This window comes from Pseudoalteromonas sp. TB25, from assembly GCF_000497995.1.
GTDB classification, from domain to species: Bacteria; Pseudomonadota; Gammaproteobacteria; order Enterobacterales; family Alteromonadaceae; genus Pseudoalteromonas; species Pseudoalteromonas distincta.
Window position 1 is genome coordinate 26,529 of record NZ_AUTI01000272.1, and the last position, 17,793, is coordinate 44,321.

Here is a 17,793-nt window from a genome sequence, read left to right on the forward strand (position 1 = left end):
AGCTGTATAAATAAAGCTAAAAAGATAATAAAAACTATAAACGTGAAAATAATAAAATGGCTAACATTAGCTATTTGTTTTAGCTCTGCAACAATTAGCGCCAAGCAAATAGCAATAGTGATAGACGATATAGGCTATCATCAACGGGACTTAGAGTTCCTTTCCTTACCTGGGCAATTGTCGTATTCAATTTTGCCCCATACCCCTTATTCGCAAATTTTTGCAACACTTGCCAGTCAATCAAATAAAGAGTTATTGCTTCATGTACCTATGCAAGCACTTAACGGTAAAGAACTAGGGCCTGGTGCGCTTACTTTAAATATGAATAAAGAGCAGCTTCAGCAAACTCTTGGAACAGCTCTCGCTAGTTTACCGCAAGTTAAAGGCGTTAATAACCACATGGGCTCAGCGCTTACGCAAAAAAGCCAAGCTATGAAGTGGACAATGGAAGTACTTAAAAAGCGTCATTTATATTTTTTAGATAGTCGCACAACCGATTTGAGTCAGGCACAAAATGCCGCTAACTTTTTGGGTGTTGCTAATATTAGTCGCCAAGTGTTTTTAGACAACATAACTACACCAGAACAACTGCAGCTAAGGCTTGAAGAGTTAAAACAATTAGCCATTTCCCATAGCTTTGCCATTGCAATTGCTCATCCCTACCCTGAAACCATCGAATTTTTACGCCATGCCTTACCAGAGCTAACTAAGCAAGGTTTTGAACTCGTACCTGTTTCGCAATTAGTTGAACGTAAGTACATTCAGTTAGCGCATGCTGAGGGAAAGGGAGTGAGTGCTAGGTAATATAAGCTTTAAATAATGCTATATCCGAATAATAAACTAATACCAATTCGCTTAATTAAGTGGTCTATTTTGAGGGCGGAAAAACGTGTTGATAGCTAGGCAAAAAATTCACTATTCGGTTGTTCTAAATGAGACTTTTTTAACGCAGGTAGCGACACGTTTAGCCTCGCAAAATGATTAAGTATTATTGCGGATTGGTATAACCATTCGATAATGCAGAGTATCGGTATTACTTGATTAGATATTTTATCGTTGGGTTTCGCTTCGCTCAAACCAACCTACTCAAAAGCAAAAAGCCCCGCATTTTCATGCAGGGCTTTTTAAATTTTGCTGCTTGAGCAATATTAGCTCATAGCGCTTTGTAACTTTTTCATCGCTGTTTTTTCAAGCTGACGAACACGCTCAGCAGATACACTGTACTTTTGTGCAAGCTCCTGAAGCGTCGCTTTATCATCAGACAACCAACGTGCGCTAACAATATCTTGTGAACGTTCATCTAGTGTTTTAAGTGCGCTAAATAAACGGGTATGCGCTTGCTCTTTCCACTGCTCTTGTTCAACGTCGTCAGCTAAGTCAGCTGCGCCATCTGTTAAATACTGTACTGGAGAGTATGTACTTGTTGGTGCATCGTCGTTATCGTCACCAGTTAGGTCAAAGCCCATGTCTTGGCCGCTCATGCGCGATTCCATTTCACGTACTTCTTTTTCACTCACACCTAGCTCGCTAGCAACAGTGCTAACCTCAGCTTGGTTGAACCAACCTAAACGCTTTTTGTTTTTACGAAGATTAAAAAACAATTTACGTTGCGCTTTAGTGGTTGCAACTTTAACTATGCGCCAATTTTTAAGAACAAACTCGTGAATTTCGGCTTTAATCCAATGCACTGCAAACGACACTAAACGTACACCCACTGTAGGGTCAAAACGTTTAACCGCTTTCATCAGGCCTATATTACCTTCTTGAATAAGGTCAGCTTGTGGTAAGCCGTATCCCGAGTAGCTTTTAGCAATATGTGCTACAAAGCGTAAATGCGACATAATGAGTTGCTTGGCAGCACTAAGATCGCCTTCTTCCTGAAGTCTTTTAGCAAGTTCTTGCTCTTGTTCAACTTTAAGCATAGGAATAGTGCTTACCGCTTGAAGGTAACCGTCCATGCTTGCGCTTTGTTGTCCGACTGTAAGTGCCATTGCGTATAAATCTTTACTCATTTTTCACCTCGGTGATAAACATTTGAAACTATCTTAGCACTCTTTCTCTAAGAGTGCTAACCCCAATTTAAAACTTTTTAAAAGTATAAATCAAGCAGTTTTTAGTATGTGTTTAGTCTACTACAAGCGACTGAATAAGTGATGAATTGAGGGATTGCAGCCAATTAACCTAACCGCATCACCTTATTTACAACTCATTACTTTATGGGAGGATAGTACACAAATATGACAGTTTTAGTAACGGGAGGTACAACCCAGTCCGATACGTTACGCATATCAAGCTGGGTTGGTTCACTTATAGTTTGCAGGGTTTTTTATACTTTATCGGGTTCTATTTCTTTAATATATCGATTTACAGAAAGGTACGAGCCTACAAATCCTAAGCTTGTTGCAAGTAACACTAAAAAGCCGAGTTCATTAAGCGATAATCCTATTAACGAAAAACTTGTTTGATACACCCCCGCTACACTGCTCACAGCGCTTGAAAGCCACCACATCATCAGACCTACGCATATAAAGGCAAACAAACCACCTATTACACCATACCAAATACCGGTCCACAAAAATGGGGCATGTATAAAGGTGTTCGTTGCGCCTACTAGCTTCATTACTTGTATTTCTTCTTTTTTATCCATGATCGACAAACGAATGGTGTTACCAATAATAAGTGTCACTGAGGTAAGTAGTAATAATGCGATAGTTATTACACTTTCTTTGAGTAAATCTAGTAATGCATTTAAACGCTCTAACCACGCTATATCGAGCTTACCAAAATCAACTTCACGTTCACTTTCTAATTTAGTTAGCAGTACTTTAGCGGCATTTGGGTGTCTGTGACGTTTTGTTGGAGTAACGAGTACCACATCCGGTAATGGATTTTTATCTAAATACTCCAAAGCTTGCCCAAAGCCAGATACGTCTTTAAATTCTGTTAATGCCTGTTGTTTTGAAATAAACTCAACACTTTCCACTTCTGGGTAAAGTGCTAAACGCTTTACTAATGTTTGCGTTTCTTGCTCGTTCATACTTTCTTTTACAAACAACGATATTTCACTCGCCTCTTCAAAGCCACTACTCACTTGCTGTACGTTTTTAACGACTAAGTAAAGTGTTGCAGGTAACGTTAGGCTCAAACCAAGTACAGCGATAGTCATCATAGACGCAAGCGGCGTGCGCCACATTTCACCTAAGCTATGCACACCTTGGCGAAAAATATTAATAATAAAAAAATAACCGCCAGCTAATACTGATTTTTTTTGCTTGTCGTTACTATTTTGGCGACCTTTAAAAAGTAAACTCATAGTGCCCCCTCAGCAAGCGGGTCTTGAAGCATACGGCCATCTTTTAAGGTTAAGCTACGATACTTCATACGTGCAACCAAACCCAAATCATGCGTTGCGATAAGAACAGTGGTACCGTGTTTATTAAAGTCTTCAAACAACTTGAGTATTTCCATTGAAAGCTCTGGGTCAAGATTACCTGTTGGTTCATCAGCTAGTAAAATTGGTGGGGAGTTTACAATAGCTCTGGCAATACCAACTCGTTGCTGTTCGCCTCCAGAGAGCATAGAAGGATGACATTTAACTTTGTCAATTAGGCCTACCTTGTCAAGCGCGCCATGGACCCGTTTAGCTATTTGCTTATGGTGAGTCCCCTCAATAATGAGAGGTAATGCCACGTTATCAAAAATAGTGTAGCGCTCTAATAACCTATGGTTTTGAAAAATAATACCTATATCACGACGAGCATAAGGAATTTGACGCGAGTTTACTTTGTTTAAATCAACACCGTTGATAAATACACTACCTGCTGAAGGACGTTCCATTAAGCTAATTAACTTAAGCAACGTACTTTTACCCGCACCACTGTGGCCAGTTAAAAAGGCAAGTTCACCCGGTTTAATATGAAAATTAACTTTTTCGAGGGCGCGGTGCCCTCCAGGATAGGTCTTACTTACTTGCTGAAAATTTATCATCTTTTTATTATGCCAACTCCATTAACACATTAATGAAATTAGTATTCCTCGCAATTAAAAAGGGAGCTAGCTCCCTTTTTTGGTAAATTAAACGTCGTCCTCATCTTGGCTAAATAACGCATCAATAAAATCATCGCTTTTAAAAGCGCGTAAATCATCAATACCTTCACCAACACCAATGTAACGAATTGGAATATTAAACTTATCTGCAACCGCAAAAATAACACCACCCTTTGCAGTTCCATCAAGTTTTGAAAGCGTAATACCAGTTAAACCAACACATTGATTAAACAGGTTTACTTGGCTAATTGCATTTTGCCCTGTGCCTGCATCGATAGTTAACATCACTTCGTGCGGCGCATCAGGATCAATCTTTTTCATTACACGAGCTATTTTTTCAAGCTCTTGCATTAAATTATCTTTATTTTGCAAGCGCCCAGCTGTATCAGCAATTAACACATCTATATTACGTGCTTTAGCCGCTTGGAATGCATCAAACACAACTGATGCACTATCTGCACCTGTATGCTGTGCAATAACGGGAATGCTGTTACGTTCACCCCAAACCTGAAGCTGCTCAACAGCTGCCGCTCTAAACGTATCACCAGCAGCCAGCATAACCGACTTACCTTCGTTTTGAAATTGCTTAGCCATTTTACCAATAGTCGTTGTTTTACCAACACCATTTACACCTACCATTAAAATAACAAACGGCTTTTTATCTTCGCTTATGACTAAAGGCTGTTCTGCCGTTTTAAGCATCGCAGCCATTTCTTGTTTCATTAACTCATAAAGCGCATCACCATCTTTTAACTGTTTACGGTTCGCTGCATCAGTTAAACGATCAATCAACTTCATGGTAGTATCAACGCCTAAATCGGCGGTGAGTAATTGAGTTTCAAGATCTTCAAATAATTCGTCGTCTATTTTTTTTCCACTAAAAATAGACGCAAAACCAGAACCTATATTAACGCGAGTCTTTAACAAGCCTTTTTTAAGACGAGAGAAAAACCCTTCTTTTTTTGGCTTTTCGGCTTTTTTAGCTTCTTCAATTGCAAGTTCTGCTGTGATACGTTCTTGTTCTAAACGCTCATTTTCTGCTTTTTCAGCTACAATACGTTCTTGCTCTAAACGCTCATTTTCTGCTTTTTCAGCCGCAAGGCGTTCTTGCTCTAAGCGTTCATTCTCTGCTTTTTCAGCTGCAAGGCGTTCTTGCTCTAAACGCTCATTCTCTGCTTTTTCAGCTGCAAGGCGCTCTTGCTCTAAACGCTCACTTTCTGCTTTTTCAGCTGCAAGGCGTTCTTGCTCTAAGCGTTCATTCTCTGCTTTTTCAGCCGCAATGCGTTCTTGCTCTAAGCGTTCATTCTCTGCTTTTTCAGCCGCAATGCGTTCTTGCTCTAAACGTTCATTCTCTGCTTTTTCAGCCGCAATGCGTTCTTGCTCTAAACGTTCATTCTCTGCTTTTTCAGCTGCAATACGTACTTGCTCTAAGCGCTCATTTTCTGCTTTTTCAGCCGCAATGCGTTCTTGCTCTAAAAGCATCTGCGCTTCTTGTTCTGCTAAGCGCTTCGCTTGCTCTTGCCTTTGAGCTTCAGCATCCGCTTGTTCTTTTGCTAATAACTCAGCATTCGCTTGCTCTATTGCAAGCTTTTCGGCTTTGATCGCCTCATCTTGTTTTTCAAGGCGTATTTGCTCTAGTCGCTCAGCCTCTACTTTTTCTGCCGCTAATCGTTCTTGCTCTAAGCGCATCTCTTTTTCTTGATCGGCTAAACGTTGCGCATGTTCTTGTCTTTGCGCCTCGGCATCTGCTTGCTGTTTTGCAAGTAATTCAGCATTGGCCTGCTCAATGGCAATCTTTTCCGCGTTTTCAGCACGCTGGCGTTCTTGTTCTAAACGCTCTGTTTCAGCCTCTGCTTTTAACCGTTCAGCTTCAGCTTGCTCTTGCGCTAGTTTTTCTTGCTCTAGCTTCTGGGCCTCTTCTTGCGCTAATACTTGTTGTTTATCAGCTGCTGCTTTTTGCTCTGCTTCTTTTTTATCTGACTTGCCAAAACCGAGCCACGACATGAATTTACTTTTTTTTGTCATACTTGCTAATAACCACTTATAAAAATCTGATAAACTAAAATTTGAAATAGCTTGGCAATGCCCAGCAATAGTTGCTAATAAATACAACCATTCAAAACGTAAGTGTTTAATAGTAACACTTTTAATGCGGTTGAAAAATGAAGCTACACGTAATCGCCCATAATATTATCTGAGCTAGATACCATATACCATTTTTTAGTGAGCTAAATGAGAAAAAAAACAACGCAAAATAAAGCTGCTAACAAGCCCAGTGATGGCTTTATTAGAGTGATTAGTGGTCAATTTCGAGGCCGTAAACTCCCGGTTAAAAACGTAGAAGGCTTGAGACCTACTACCGATCGAATTAAAGAAACTGTATTTAATTGGCTAATGCAAGATACGCGTGACGCAAATGTACTTGATTGTTTTGCCGGTTCTGGTGGATTGGGATTTGAAGCGCTATCACGATATGCTAAAAGCGCTACATTTATCGAGCTCGACTCATTAGCTGCTAAGCAATTAGAACAAAATATTAGCACTTTAAAGCTCGACAACGCATACGTTAAACATACTAATTCGCTCTCCTTTTTAGAGCAAAAAAACACAAACGAAGCTTTTAATCTTGTATTTGTTGACCCACCATTTCGTAAAGATTTAGCGCAAACAACCTGCGATTTATTAGAAAAAAACCAATGGTTAAGCAACGACGCATTAATTTATGTTGAAGTAGAGGCAGAGCTAGCCGCCTTAGAAACACCAACCAACTGGTTGTTAATTAAAGAAAAAAAGGCAGGACAAGTACTTTGCCAACTGTACCAGCGCCAAGCAAATTAATACTGTTTAACGTAATGCGTTTCTGTTAATATTGTCCTTTACATGTGGTGTTGCTTCGGATTACAATACCGCACCATTTTTGAACCACTTGATCAATGTTTGATCAACTTGAGCAACGCTCATAATTTAGGTAGGTGAATTTTTAATGCCAGTAATTAAAGTAAGAGAGAACGAACCGTTTGACGTAGCACTTCGTCGCTTCAAGCGTTCATGTGAAAAAGCAGGAATCCTTTCAGAAGTTCGTCGTCGCGAGCACTATGAAAAACCAACAGCTGAGCGTAAGCGTAAAAAAGCTGCTGCAGTTAAACGTCACATGAAAAAACTTTCTCGTGATAACGCTCGTCGCGTTAAATTATACTAATATATTAGGTCTTGTATAAATGAGCCTTTTAATAACGCTAAAAGATGCGCAAAAAGATGCGATGAGAGCTAAAGACAAGCAACGTCTTAACCCTATTCGTATGGTACTTGCTGCAATCAAGCAACGTGAAATTGACGAGCAAATAACGCTAGACGACGCAGGTATTACCTCCGTTATAGTGAAGCTTGTTAAACAACGTCGTGACTCTTACACTCAGTACAAAGATGCTGGGCGTGATGATTTAGCTGATATTGAAGCCAATGAAATAGTAGCGCTTGAAACTTTTTTACCTCAACAATTGAGTGAAGAAGAAATAATTGCTCTCATTGACGCGGCTATTGCTGATACTAATGCAGCAGGTATGCAAGACATGGGTAAAGTAATGGGTATAATCAAAAGCAAAGCTGAAGGTCGAGCCGATATGGGTAAGATTTCTGGTTTAATTAAGCAACGATTAACTGCCTAATACTCCCACATACATTAAAGTATGATTGAAGTAAACCGAGCCTAGCGCTCGGTTTCTTTGTTTTTAACTTTAATAAAAAGTACACCGATTAGGTTACTTTAAAATGAAATTTTTTATAGCTTCCCTATTTATTTCGCTGTCATTTTGGTAAGTTAAAGCACACTATATTTTGCATCAAGCAAGTATAAAAAAGTAAATTTCATATTCGTTCTTCTTCTTATTATTTCAGGACTGTATTTTACTAATGGCCGGAAAGATCCCACGTAACTTTATAGACGATTTACTTGCCAGAACCGATATTGTCGACCTGATAGACTCAAAAGTAGGTCTAAAAAAAGCAGGTAAGGATTATCAAGCTTGCTGCCCATTTCATAACGAAAAATCTCCCTCATTTACTGTATCGCAAGACAAACAGTTTTATCACTGCTTTGGGTGTGGCGCTAATGGTAATGCAATTTCGTTTGTAATGGAGTACGAAAAGCTAGAGTTTGTAGATGCTATTGAAGAAATAGCTAGCATGCTTAACTTAGAAGTACCTCGAGAACAAGGCGCAAATTCAGCACCAGAGCGTACGGCTGCGCAAAAGCGCTCCGATTACGACTTAATGCTTCATACTGCTCGCTTTTATCAGCACCAATTAAAACACCATAGTAATTCTGCTGCTGTTATTGAGTATGTTAAAGGCCGTGGTTTAAGCGGTGAAACTGTTAAAAAATTTATGATTGGCTACGCTCCCAGTGAATGGGATGGGCTATGCCTACAGCTTGGTCGTAATAAAGAACAAAAAGAGCAATTGGTTGAGCTAAAGCTAGCTTCAGAAAAAACACCAGGCAGACAATTTGATTTTTTTCGCGATCGCCTAATGTTCCCTATTCGCGATAAACGCGGACGCGTTATTGCATTTGGTGGGCGTGTAATGCAAGCCGACCAAGGGCCAAAATATCTAAACTCGCCAGAAACCCGAATTTTCCATAAAGGCTTTGAGCTTTATGGGCTTTACGAAGCAAAGCAAGCCCATAAAAAACTTGATCATGTAATGATTGTTGAAGGTTATATGGATGTTGTTGCCTTAGCTGAAGAAGGGATTGAATATGCAGTTGCATCACTGGGGACAGCAACAACAAGCGAGCACATGCACACTTTATTTAGAACTACTGATAAAGTAATCTGTTGTTACGATGGCGACAGGGCTGGCCGTGACGCTGCTTGGCGGGCACTTGAAAATGCACTCCCTTATTTAAACGATGGTAAAGCACTACAATTTGCATTTTTACCAGATGGCGAAGACCCTGACTCGCTTGTACAAAAAGAAGGTAAGGAGCAATTCGAATTGCGCCTAAGCCAAGCAGATGACTTTACCAAAGTATTGTTTAATAAATTAAGCCAAGAGGTTGATTTAACACTCGATTCAGGAAAAGCTAAACTTCTTAGTGCAGCACTTCCACTAATTGAAAAAATTCCAAGTGAGTTTTATCAAGAAAACATTCTTGAACAATTAGGACGCTTAATTGGCAGAACGCGTGAGCAGTTGAATAGCCGTTTAAAAACGCCTAAACAGCAACACTCTATTGAACGTAAATTTAAAATAACACCTATGCGCCAAGCTATCGGTATATTGATCCAGCACCCTAATTTAGCTAAAAGTGTGCCGTATTTACCTGAGCTTGCACAAATGAACATTGCTGGCATAGGGCTGTTATTACGATTACAAGAACAAGCTTTAGAAAAAGAAAATGTGACCACAGCGCAACTGCTCGAGTTTTTTCGAGGAACTGAAGATTACGAGCCATTAATCAAGCTTGCAACGTGGCAACATGAGATAAATGAAGAACGTTTAGAGACGGTTTTTAAAAATACTTTCAAGTTTATTGAAGATCAGTGTTTAAATTATCGACTCGAGACCCTATTAATAAAGGACAAGACACAAGGCCTTAGTAGCGATGAAAGGCTTGAGTGTCATTTGTTAATGACAGCGTTAAAAGCGACTAACAGTTAGGGTCTGTTTATCTTTCGAGGTTAAGTTTACAGCAGTGTGTTTGGTATTTAGACAAGACAGAGCTTATGTAGTGTGGTTATTCCACATAAATAGGCGATAACGCAGCATAAATACCAAACACGCGCTGCCCTTTGGGTTCGACCCAAGGGAGGTTTACTCTTTGTTGCTCGGTTTTTACTTAGCCCACTAGGTTACAAACCTCGCGCCGCGATTAAAACCCCCTTGGATAGAACAAACTTTAATCCTGAAAGACCAACAGACCCTAGTCAAAATTGATTTAAACTGTTATACTGTGCTATTCACTGCGTCACATTATTCTAGTTAGCTTTAATGCAAACTACATGATGGCGCCTGTTGTATCAACTTATCAGAGTGGAAGAAACAATCTCTATGGATCCAACTCCTCAGTCACAATTAAAACTTCTGATTCAGAAAGGTAAAGAGCAAGGCTACTTAACTTTTGCAGAAGTAAATGATCACCTTCCACAAGACATTATAGACTCAGATCAAGTAGAAGATATCATAAGCATGATTAATGACATGGGTATCAAGGTTAGCGAAAACGCGCCTGATGCTGATGAATTAATGATGCAAGAAACAACGACAGACGAAGACGCAGCTGAAGCTGNCTGCCGCTGCAGCCCTTGCGACTGTAGAAAAAGAAATCGGCCGTACAACGGATCCAGTTCGCATGTACATGCGCGAAATGGGTACTGTTGAACTTCTTACACGTGAAGGCGAAATTGTAATCGCTAAACGTATTGAAGAAGGCATTAATCAAGTACAGATTTCTGTTGCAGAGTACCCTGAAGCAATCACTTACCTACTAGAGCAGTGGGATAAGTTTGAAGCTGAAGAAATGCGTTTAAGCGATATTATCGCTGGCTTTATCGATCCTAATGAAGATACAGCGCCAATTTCAGCAACTAACATCGGTTCAGAATTAAGTGCTAAGCAACTTGAGGACGACGATAAAGATGACAAAGATGATGCTGATAGCGATGATGAAGATGAAGAAGAGATAGACACAGGGCCAGATCCTGAAGAAGCTCGTATTCATTTTGAAAATTTACGTGATTTATATAATAAAGCACGTGATACGTTTGAAGCTAAAGGTCGTTCGCATCCTGAATCACAAGCAGCCATTTTTGAAATTGGTGAGCTTTTCAGAACATTTAAATTAATACCTAAACAGTTTGACCGCATGGTAAATAACATGCGTGAAATGATGGATCGTGTTCGTGTTCAAGAACGCCTAATCATGAAGCAAGCTGTTCAAATTGCTAAATTACCAAAGAAAACATTCGTTAAGCATTTTGCTAATAACGAAACTGACGCTTCTTGGGTTGATTTAGAAATTTCAGGTAACGAAAAGTATTCAGCTAAACTTGAAGAAGTTAAGCCAGAAATCATTCGTAGCATTAATAAATTATCTGTTATTGAACAAACAACAGGTTTAAGCATTGAGCGTATTAAAGACATCAACCGTCGAATGAGCATAGGTGAAGCGAAAGCACGCCGTGCGAAAAAAGAAATGGTTGAAGCTAACTTACGTCTTGTAATCTCAATTGCTAAAAAATACACAAACCGTGGCTTACAATTCTTAGATTTAATCCAAGAAGGTAACATTGGTCTGATGAAAGCGGTTGATAAGTTTGAATATCGCCGTGGTTATAAGTTCTCTACTTATGCTACGTGGTGGATACGTCAAGCAATCACACGCTCTATTGCTGACCAAGCAAGAACAATCCGTATCCCTGTGCATATGATTGAAACGATTAATAAACTTAACCGTATCTCTCGTCAAATGTTACAAGAAATGGGTCGTGAGCCAAATCCAGAAGAATTAGCAGAACGCATGATGATGCCTGAGGATAAAATCCGTAAGGTACTTAAGATTGCTAAAGAGCCAATTTCAATGGAAACACCAATCGGTGATGATGAAGATTCTCACTTAGGTGACTTTATCGAAGATACAACTATTGATTCGCCAATCGATTCGGCAACAATGGAATCTCTTCGTGGCGCAACTAACGATGTACTTGCAGGCTTAACAGCTCGTGAAGCTAAAGTACTACGTATGCGTTTTGGTATTGATATGAATACCGACCACACCTTAGAAGAAGTAGGTAAACAGTTTGACGTAACACGTGAGCGTATTCGTCAAATAGAAGCGAAAGCGCTGCGTAAATTACGCCACCCTTCTCGCTCAGATTTACTGAAAAGCTTTTTAGACGCTAAATAATTTTAGCGCTACTATATAAACTAAAAAGGCCGCTATAGCGGCCTTTTTTCTATTTGAAGGAAATAACCATGGCTTGGATCCAAATTCGTATTAATGCCAATGCTGCAACAGCTGATGCCGTAAGCGATCTATTAATGGAAGCGGGTAGCGCTTCAGTAACCTTTATTGACGCAAAAGACACCCCTATCTACGAGCCTAAAATTGGCACCGTTGTGTTCTGGGCTGATACCACAGTTATTGGCCTGTTCGAAGCTAATCATGATATGAACGCAGTCGTTGCGTTATTGAAGCGCCATGATGAGCTAAAAGACAATTTAGTATACAAAATCGAGCAACTTGAAGATAAAGACTGGGAACGTGAATGGATGGATAACTTCCACCCTATTCAATTTGGCGAAAAACTATGGATTTGCCCAAGCTGGCGCGACATTCCTGACCCTGATGCTGTAAATGTATTGCTAGACCCTGGCCTTGCTTTTGGCACGGGTACGCATGCAACAACGGCCTTGTGCCTTAAATGGTTAGAAAGCCAAGATCTGACGGGTAAAACGGTTGTTGATTTTGGTTGTGGCTCAGGCATTTTAGGTATTGCAGCTATAAAACTAGGTGCAGAGCGTATGATTGGGATAGATATTGACCCTCAAGCGCTTGAAGCTAGCCTTGATAACGCGAACCGAAATGGTGTTGCAGACAAACTCGAAGTATACCTTCCAGAAAACCAACCTGAGTTTAGTGCAGATATAGTAGTGGCCAATATTTTAGCCCAGCCACTTCGCGAATTACATAGTGTGATTTTAGGGTTATTAAAGCCAGGTGGTAAAATTGCCATGTCAGGTATTTTAGAAGAACAAGCACAATCGGTTGCTGACATTTATGCACCGTTTATTGAACTAGATGACATTGCCGTTGAAGGTGATTGGACTCGAGTAAGTGGCACTAAAAAAGCGTAATAAATCGAACAATCAAATCTAGAGCATTAACTCAAAACATGCATGTAAAGCCTGTATTTAACAGGCTTTACTATTTTTTTACATATCAAAAAATTTTCTAGTTATCTTGTAAAAAATAAAATCTGTATGAATTTCAAACAAATCAACCTACTTGTCATGTGGTTATCAAATGTCAATACGAAAAGGGCAAAAAAAAGTTACTTTTGTTCAATTTATAGCCTTTGATTTTTGTGAAAAAAACCGTAAACTTAGCGCCCCTTGAAAAGAGGCCTATTGAATATAGTGCGTATCGGTAAATACCAACTTGAGAATAATGTAATTGTCGCGCCAATGGCAGGCATTACAGACAGACCATTCAGACAACTTTGTCGACGCTTAGGTGCGGGCTTAGCTGTGTCTGAAATGCTATCGTCAAATCCTAAGGTTTGGAAAACAGAAAAGTCGATGAACCGTATGGATCACAGCGGTGAGTCGGGTATACGCGCGGTGCAAATTGCAGGAGCAGATCCTGAGCTTATGGCGCAGGCCGCACAATTCAATGTTGCTAATGGTGCACAGATCATAGATATCAATATGGGGTGCCCAGCAAAAAAAGTGAACAAGAAACTCGCAGGCTCTGCCTTATTACAGTTTCCTGAACTTGTGGAAGAGATTATTGATGCAGTTGTTAATGCTGTTGATATACCTGTGACACTTAAAATCCGTACAGGATGGGATCCGGATAACCGTAATGGTGTAGAGATTGCGAGAATAGCTGAACGTTATGGCATTGCATCACTTGCTGTACATGGGCGTACGCGCGCATGTATGTACAAAGGTGAGGCTGAGTACGCCACGATTAGGGATATAAAACGTTCAGTGTCGATTCCTGTAGTTGCCAATGGTGATATTACATCACCAGAAAAAGCAAAACAGGTTTTAGACTATACGGGTGCAGATGCCATTATGATTGGCCGAGCCGCCCAAGGTCGCCCTTGGATATTTAGGGAGATAGACCACTATTTGCGAACTGGGGAACATTTACAGCCACCTGCTATTGCAGAGGTGCGCAGTATATTAATGGAGCATTTAACAAACCTCCATATGTTTTACGGTGAGCCAATGGGAGCGCGAATTGCTCGCAAACATGTATCTTGGTATTTGCAAACCCATGACAGTGATGGTCAGTTTAGGCGAGTATTTAATGCGCTCGACAACCCACAGGCACAGGTCGTCGCATTAGAGCAATACTTTAAAACACTAGCAGCTAACTAAGAAAGAAAGAGACTTAATAATGTTCGAACAAAACGTGACTTCTCCATTTATCACTAACCCTCATGTTCAGTCACACGAGAAACCGCAGCCATTGCGTGATGCAGTAAAAAAAGCTGTTCACCACTATTTAAAGCAGCTTAACGGTCAAGATGTGCAAGACGTTTACGACCTTGTTCTTTCAGAGCTAGAAGCGCCATTACTTGAAGAAGTAATGACATATACACGTGGTAACCAAACTCGTGCAGCAATTTTACTAGGTATCAACCGTGGTACTTTACGTAAAAAGCTTAAAAAATACGGCATGAACTAATACCAATTATATTGAAAGCGTAAGTATTCTAACGAGCTAAACAAGCCCATAACGTCGTTAAAAGTTTTTTATGTAGAATAACTACACTGCAAAATTTTTGCCTTGTTATAGACTTGTTTTTCTATCGTTATTACTACTTACTAATCCAATACAACTGGTATTTTGTAAAAAAAGCACCTTAGGGTGCTTTTTTTATGCCTACAGTATATTAACTAAATTGCAAAATGCTCACGCTTATTGAGCCTTTATAAGTCGTTTTTTGAGTAGTAATCAGTTAAAATGCCCGCTTCTAAGCTAGCTCATTAACTGAGGAAATCAAACTACAATGGATACTCATCGTCCCATTCGTCGCGCACTATTAAGTGTGTCTGATAAAACCGGTATTGTTGAATTTGCCCGCGCACTTGAAGCGCAAGGCGTTGATATTTTATCAACTGGCGGCACATGTAAACTACTTGCTGATAACGCCATAAAAGTGACTGAAGTATCAGATCACACAGGCCACCCTGAAATCATGGATGGTCGCGTAAAAACCCTTCACCCTAAAATTCACGGCGGCATTTTAGCCCGTCGCGGACAAGATGAAGATGTAATGGCAGATAACAACATCTCTGCTATCGATATTGTTGTAGTTAACTTATACCCCTTTGCGAATACTGTCGCTCAAGAAAACTGCAGCCTTGAAGATGCCATTGAAAACATTGATATTGGCGGCCCTACAATGGTTCGTGCAGCAGCTAAAAACCACAAAGATGTAACAATCGTGGTAAACGCAAGCGACTACGACCGTGTTATTAGTGAAATGCAAAACAACAATGGTTCAACAACGTACAAAACACGTTTTGATTTAGCGATTGCCGCCTACGAGCACACTGCACAATACGATGGCATGATTGCTAACTACTTCGGTAAAATGGTGCCTGATTACACCGAGGAAGCTGCTGTAGAGACTAAATTCCCACGTACTATCAACATGCAGTTCACTAAAAAACAAGATATGCGTTACGGTGAAAACTCACATCAAGATGCTGCTTTTTATGTTGAAAATGACATTGCTGAAGCATCAGTTGCAACAGCAACTCAATTGCAAGGTAAGGCCCTTTCGTTTAACAACATTGCAGATACCGATGCAGCACTTGAATGTGTTAAAGAATTTGACGTACCTGCGTGCGTAATTGTAAAACATGCTAATCCGTGTGGTGTTTCAATTGGGGACAATATTCTACAAGCATACGAGCGCGCTTTTAAAACAGACCCTACATCAGCATTTGGTGGCATTATTGCCTTTAACCGAGAGCTAGATGCAGCAACTGCACAAGCAATTGTTGACCGTCAGTTTGTTGAAGTAATTATTGCACCTAGTATTTCGAGCGACGCTGCAAAAATTGTTGAAGCTAAAAAGAACGTGCGCCTATTAGAGTGTGGACAGTGGACAGGTAAAGCCGCAGGCCAAGATATTAAACGCGTTAACGGCGGTATTTTAGTTCAAGACCGCGACTTAGGCATGGTAACGCAAGGCGACTTAAAAGTTGTTTCTAAGCGCCAGCCTTCTGAGCAAGAACTTAAAGATTTACTGTTTTGCTGGAAAGTAGCTAAATTTGTTAAATCAAACGCAATTGTTTATGCCCGTGACGGTATGACCATTGGTGTGGGCGCAGGCCAAATGAGTCGCGTATACTCAGCTAAAATTGCAGGTATAAAAGCCGCCGACGAAAACCTTGAAGTTAAAGGTTCAGTTATGGCGTCTGACGCATTCTTCCCATTCCGTGATGGCATTGACGCAGCAGCAGCAGCTGGCATTACTGCGGTAATTCAGCCTGGAGGCTCAATGCGTGATGAAGAAGTGATTGCAGCTGCTGATGAAGCTGGCATGGCAATGGTACTAACTGGTATGCGCCATTTCCGCCACTAATCACACAAAGGGTTAAACGTTGGTTTAACCCTTTTTGTTTGCTATAAATTCACGTATTCTGATTATTCAATAACCTATTTAAAATTATAATGTGAAGGAACAAACAATGAAATTTGCGCTAAAATCGCTACTTGTAGCCACACTAACAATGACATCGACTATGGCGCTTAGCCATAACCACGAATCAAGCCTTGAACATGCACTTCAATCAAGCGAACGCAATGCTAAAAACAGCGCTCGTGATGAATATCGTCACCCAGCTCAAACACTTGCATTTTTTGGCTTTAAACCAACCATGACAGTTGTTGAAATTGCACCCGGTGGTGGTTGGTATAGTGAAATTTTAGCGCCAGCATTAAAAGAGCAAGGCACTTATTATGCCGCGCATTTTCCTGCTGATTCATCAGTTGGCTACTACCAACGCTCTCTTGCAGGCTTTAAACAAAAAGTAGCTGAAGATAAGCGCTTTAGTAGCGTTAAAATTACTGAGTTTGCACCTGTAACACATTTAGATATTGCGCCAGCTGGCAGTGCCGATATGGTTTTAACATTTCGTAATGTACATAACTGGTATATGGGCAAAGATAAAAGCGGTGCATTAAGTGCATTCCAAGCTTTTTATAAAGCCCTTAAACCAGGTGGTACATTAGGTTTAGTTGAACACCGTTTAGCTGAAGAGCGTGCTGATGAAGATCAAAAAACATCAGGTTATATGAAGCAGAGCTACGTAGTAGACCTTGCTGAACAAGCTGGGTTTGAATTAGTAGCAAGCAGTGAAATAAATGCAAATCCAAAAGATACAGCCGATCACCCTAAAGGTGTATGGACGCTACCACCAAGCTTAAGACTCGGCGAACAAGATGCTGACAAATATAAAGCCATTGGTGAAAGCGACCGCATGACGCTGAAATTTAAGAAACCGCTTTAAATAGGAATTTTCGCCATGAATGTTTTAGTCATTGGCAGCGGCGGCCGCGAACACGCACTTGCGTTTAAAGCCGCTCAAAACACCAAAGTAAATACTGTATTTGTAGCCCCTGGTAATGCAGGTACTGCACTTGAACCAAAACTTGAAAACGTAGCAATAAACGTTGACGACTTAGATGGTTTACTTAATTTTGCACAGCAAAATAAGGTAGAGCTTACTATTGTAGGTCCTGAAATACCGTTAGTACTGGGTGTTGTTGATAAGTTTCGTGAACATAACATGGCTATTTTTGGACCAACGGCGGGCGCAGCTCAGCTTGAAGGTTCGAAATCGTTTACTAAAGACTTTTTAGCACGTCATAAAATCCCAACGGGTGACTACCAAACGTTTGAACAAATTGAGCCTGCCCTTGCTTATTTAAAAGAGAAAGGCGCGCCAATTGTTGTAAAAGCAGATGGTTTGGCTGCGGGTAAAGGCGTAATTGTA

Annotated in this window: 14 protein-coding genes and 2 pseudogenes; 12 read left to right on the forward strand and 4 right to left on the reverse strand. The window is 40.3% G+C overall.

Annotation, left to right across the window (positions count from 1 at the left end):
- Nucleotides 1–42 precede the first annotated feature (42 nt).
- Nucleotides 43–804 carry a divergent polysaccharide deacetylase family protein gene (locus L652_RS0109100; protein WP_024597557.1) on the forward strand — a complete coding sequence of 254 codons (762 nt, stop codon included), beginning with the start codon at nucleotides 43–45 and terminating at the stop codon, nucleotides 802–804.
- A gap of 344 nt (nucleotides 805–1,148) precedes the next feature.
- On the opposite strand, the gene rpoH is transcribed toward L652_RS0109100, so the two are convergent.
- The 4 genes from rpoH to ftsY form a co-directional block, all read right to left on the reverse strand.
- Nucleotides 1,149–2,012, reverse strand: a complete 864-nt coding sequence (gene rpoH, locus L652_RS0109105) for an RNA polymerase sigma factor RpoH (protein ID WP_002957791.1) — start codon at nucleotides 2,010–2,012, stop codon at nucleotides 1,149–1,151.
- A 314-nt stretch (nucleotides 2,013–2,326) separates the two neighbouring features.
- Nucleotides 2,327–3,313, reverse strand: coding sequence for a permease-like cell division protein FtsX (ftsX, locus tag L652_RS0109110; RefSeq protein WP_002957792.1), 987 nt, complete (start codon nucleotides 3,311–3,313; stop codon nucleotides 2,327–2,329).
- Nucleotides 3,310–3,987 carry a cell division ATP-binding protein FtsE gene (gene ftsE / locus L652_RS0109115; RefSeq protein ID WP_002957793.1) on the reverse strand — a complete coding sequence of 226 codons (678 nt, stop codon included), beginning with the start codon at nucleotides 3,985–3,987 and terminating at the stop codon, nucleotides 3,310–3,312. The genes ftsX and ftsE overlap by 4 nt, the downstream gene beginning before the upstream one ends.
- Before the next feature lie 87 nt (nucleotides 3,988–4,074).
- Nucleotides 4,075–6,072, reverse strand: coding sequence for a signal recognition particle-docking protein FtsY (ftsY, locus tag L652_RS01000000123575; protein WP_029753361.1), 1,998 nt, complete (start codon nucleotides 6,070–6,072; stop codon nucleotides 4,075–4,077).
- Nucleotides 6,073–6,279: 207 nt separating this feature from the next.
- Between ftsY and rsmD the strand changes: the two genes are divergently transcribed.
- The 11 genes and pseudogenes from rsmD to L652_RS0109180 all read left to right on the forward strand — a co-directional run.
- Entirely contained in the window at nucleotides 6,280–6,885 is a 606-nt protein-coding gene (gene rsmD, locus L652_RS0109125; RefSeq protein ID WP_024597555.1) for a 16S rRNA (guanine(966)-N(2))-methyltransferase RsmD, read from the forward strand.
- A gap of 145 nt (nucleotides 6,886–7,030) precedes the next feature.
- On the forward strand, nucleotides 7,031–7,246 hold the full coding sequence (gene rpsU / locus L652_RS0109130; RefSeq protein WP_002957797.1) for a 30S ribosomal protein S21: 216 nt from the start codon (nucleotides 7,031–7,033) through the stop codon (nucleotides 7,244–7,246).
- Nucleotides 7,247–7,265: 19 nt separating this feature from the next.
- Nucleotides 7,266–7,712, forward strand: coding sequence for a GatB/YqeY domain-containing protein (locus tag L652_RS0109135; protein WP_007376027.1), 447 nt, complete (start codon nucleotides 7,266–7,268; stop codon nucleotides 7,710–7,712).
- 244 nt (nucleotides 7,713–7,956) lie between these two features.
- Nucleotides 7,957–9,708, forward strand: coding sequence for a DNA primase (dnaG, locus tag L652_RS0109140; protein WP_024597554.1), 1,752 nt, complete (start codon nucleotides 7,957–7,959; stop codon nucleotides 9,706–9,708).
- 390 nt (nucleotides 9,709–10,098) lie between these two features.
- Nucleotides 10,099–11,953: pseudogene (gene rpoD, locus L652_RS01000000123580) on the forward strand (RNA polymerase sigma factor RpoD).
- A gap of 68 nt (nucleotides 11,954–12,021) precedes the next feature.
- A complete protein-coding gene (gene prmA, locus L652_RS0109150) occupies nucleotides 12,022–12,903 on the forward strand; it encodes a 50S ribosomal protein L11 methyltransferase (protein ID WP_002957801.1) in 882 nt (293 codons plus the stop codon).
- A gap of 282 nt (nucleotides 12,904–13,185) precedes the next feature.
- Entirely contained in the window at nucleotides 13,186–14,157 is a 972-nt protein-coding gene (gene dusB, locus L652_RS0109160; protein WP_024597553.1) for a tRNA dihydrouridine synthase DusB, read from the forward strand.
- Nucleotides 14,158–14,176: 19 nt separating this feature from the next.
- Nucleotides 14,177–14,467: a DNA-binding transcriptional regulator Fis gene (gene fis / locus L652_RS0109165; protein WP_002957804.1), complete on the forward strand. Its 291-nt coding sequence runs from the start codon at nucleotides 14,177–14,179 to the stop codon at nucleotides 14,465–14,467.
- A 325-nt stretch (nucleotides 14,468–14,792) separates the two neighbouring features.
- The gene (purH, locus tag L652_RS0109170; protein ID WP_024603412.1) at nucleotides 14,793–16,379 is read left to right on the forward strand and encodes a bifunctional phosphoribosylaminoimidazolecarboxamide formyltransferase/IMP cyclohydrolase; all 1,587 of its coding nucleotides are present in this window, start codon (nucleotides 14,793–14,795) and stop codon (nucleotides 16,377–16,379) included.
- Nucleotides 16,380–16,485: 106 nt separating this feature from the next.
- Nucleotides 16,486–17,307 (forward strand): class I SAM-dependent methyltransferase, encoded by an 822-nt coding sequence (locus tag L652_RS0109175; RefSeq protein WP_024597551.1) that lies wholly within the window; start codon nucleotides 16,486–16,488, stop codon nucleotides 17,305–17,307.
- 15 nt (nucleotides 17,308–17,322) lie between these two features.
- Nucleotides 17,323–17,793: pseudogene (locus L652_RS0109180) on the forward strand (phosphoribosylamine--glycine ligase); the annotation flags it as partial.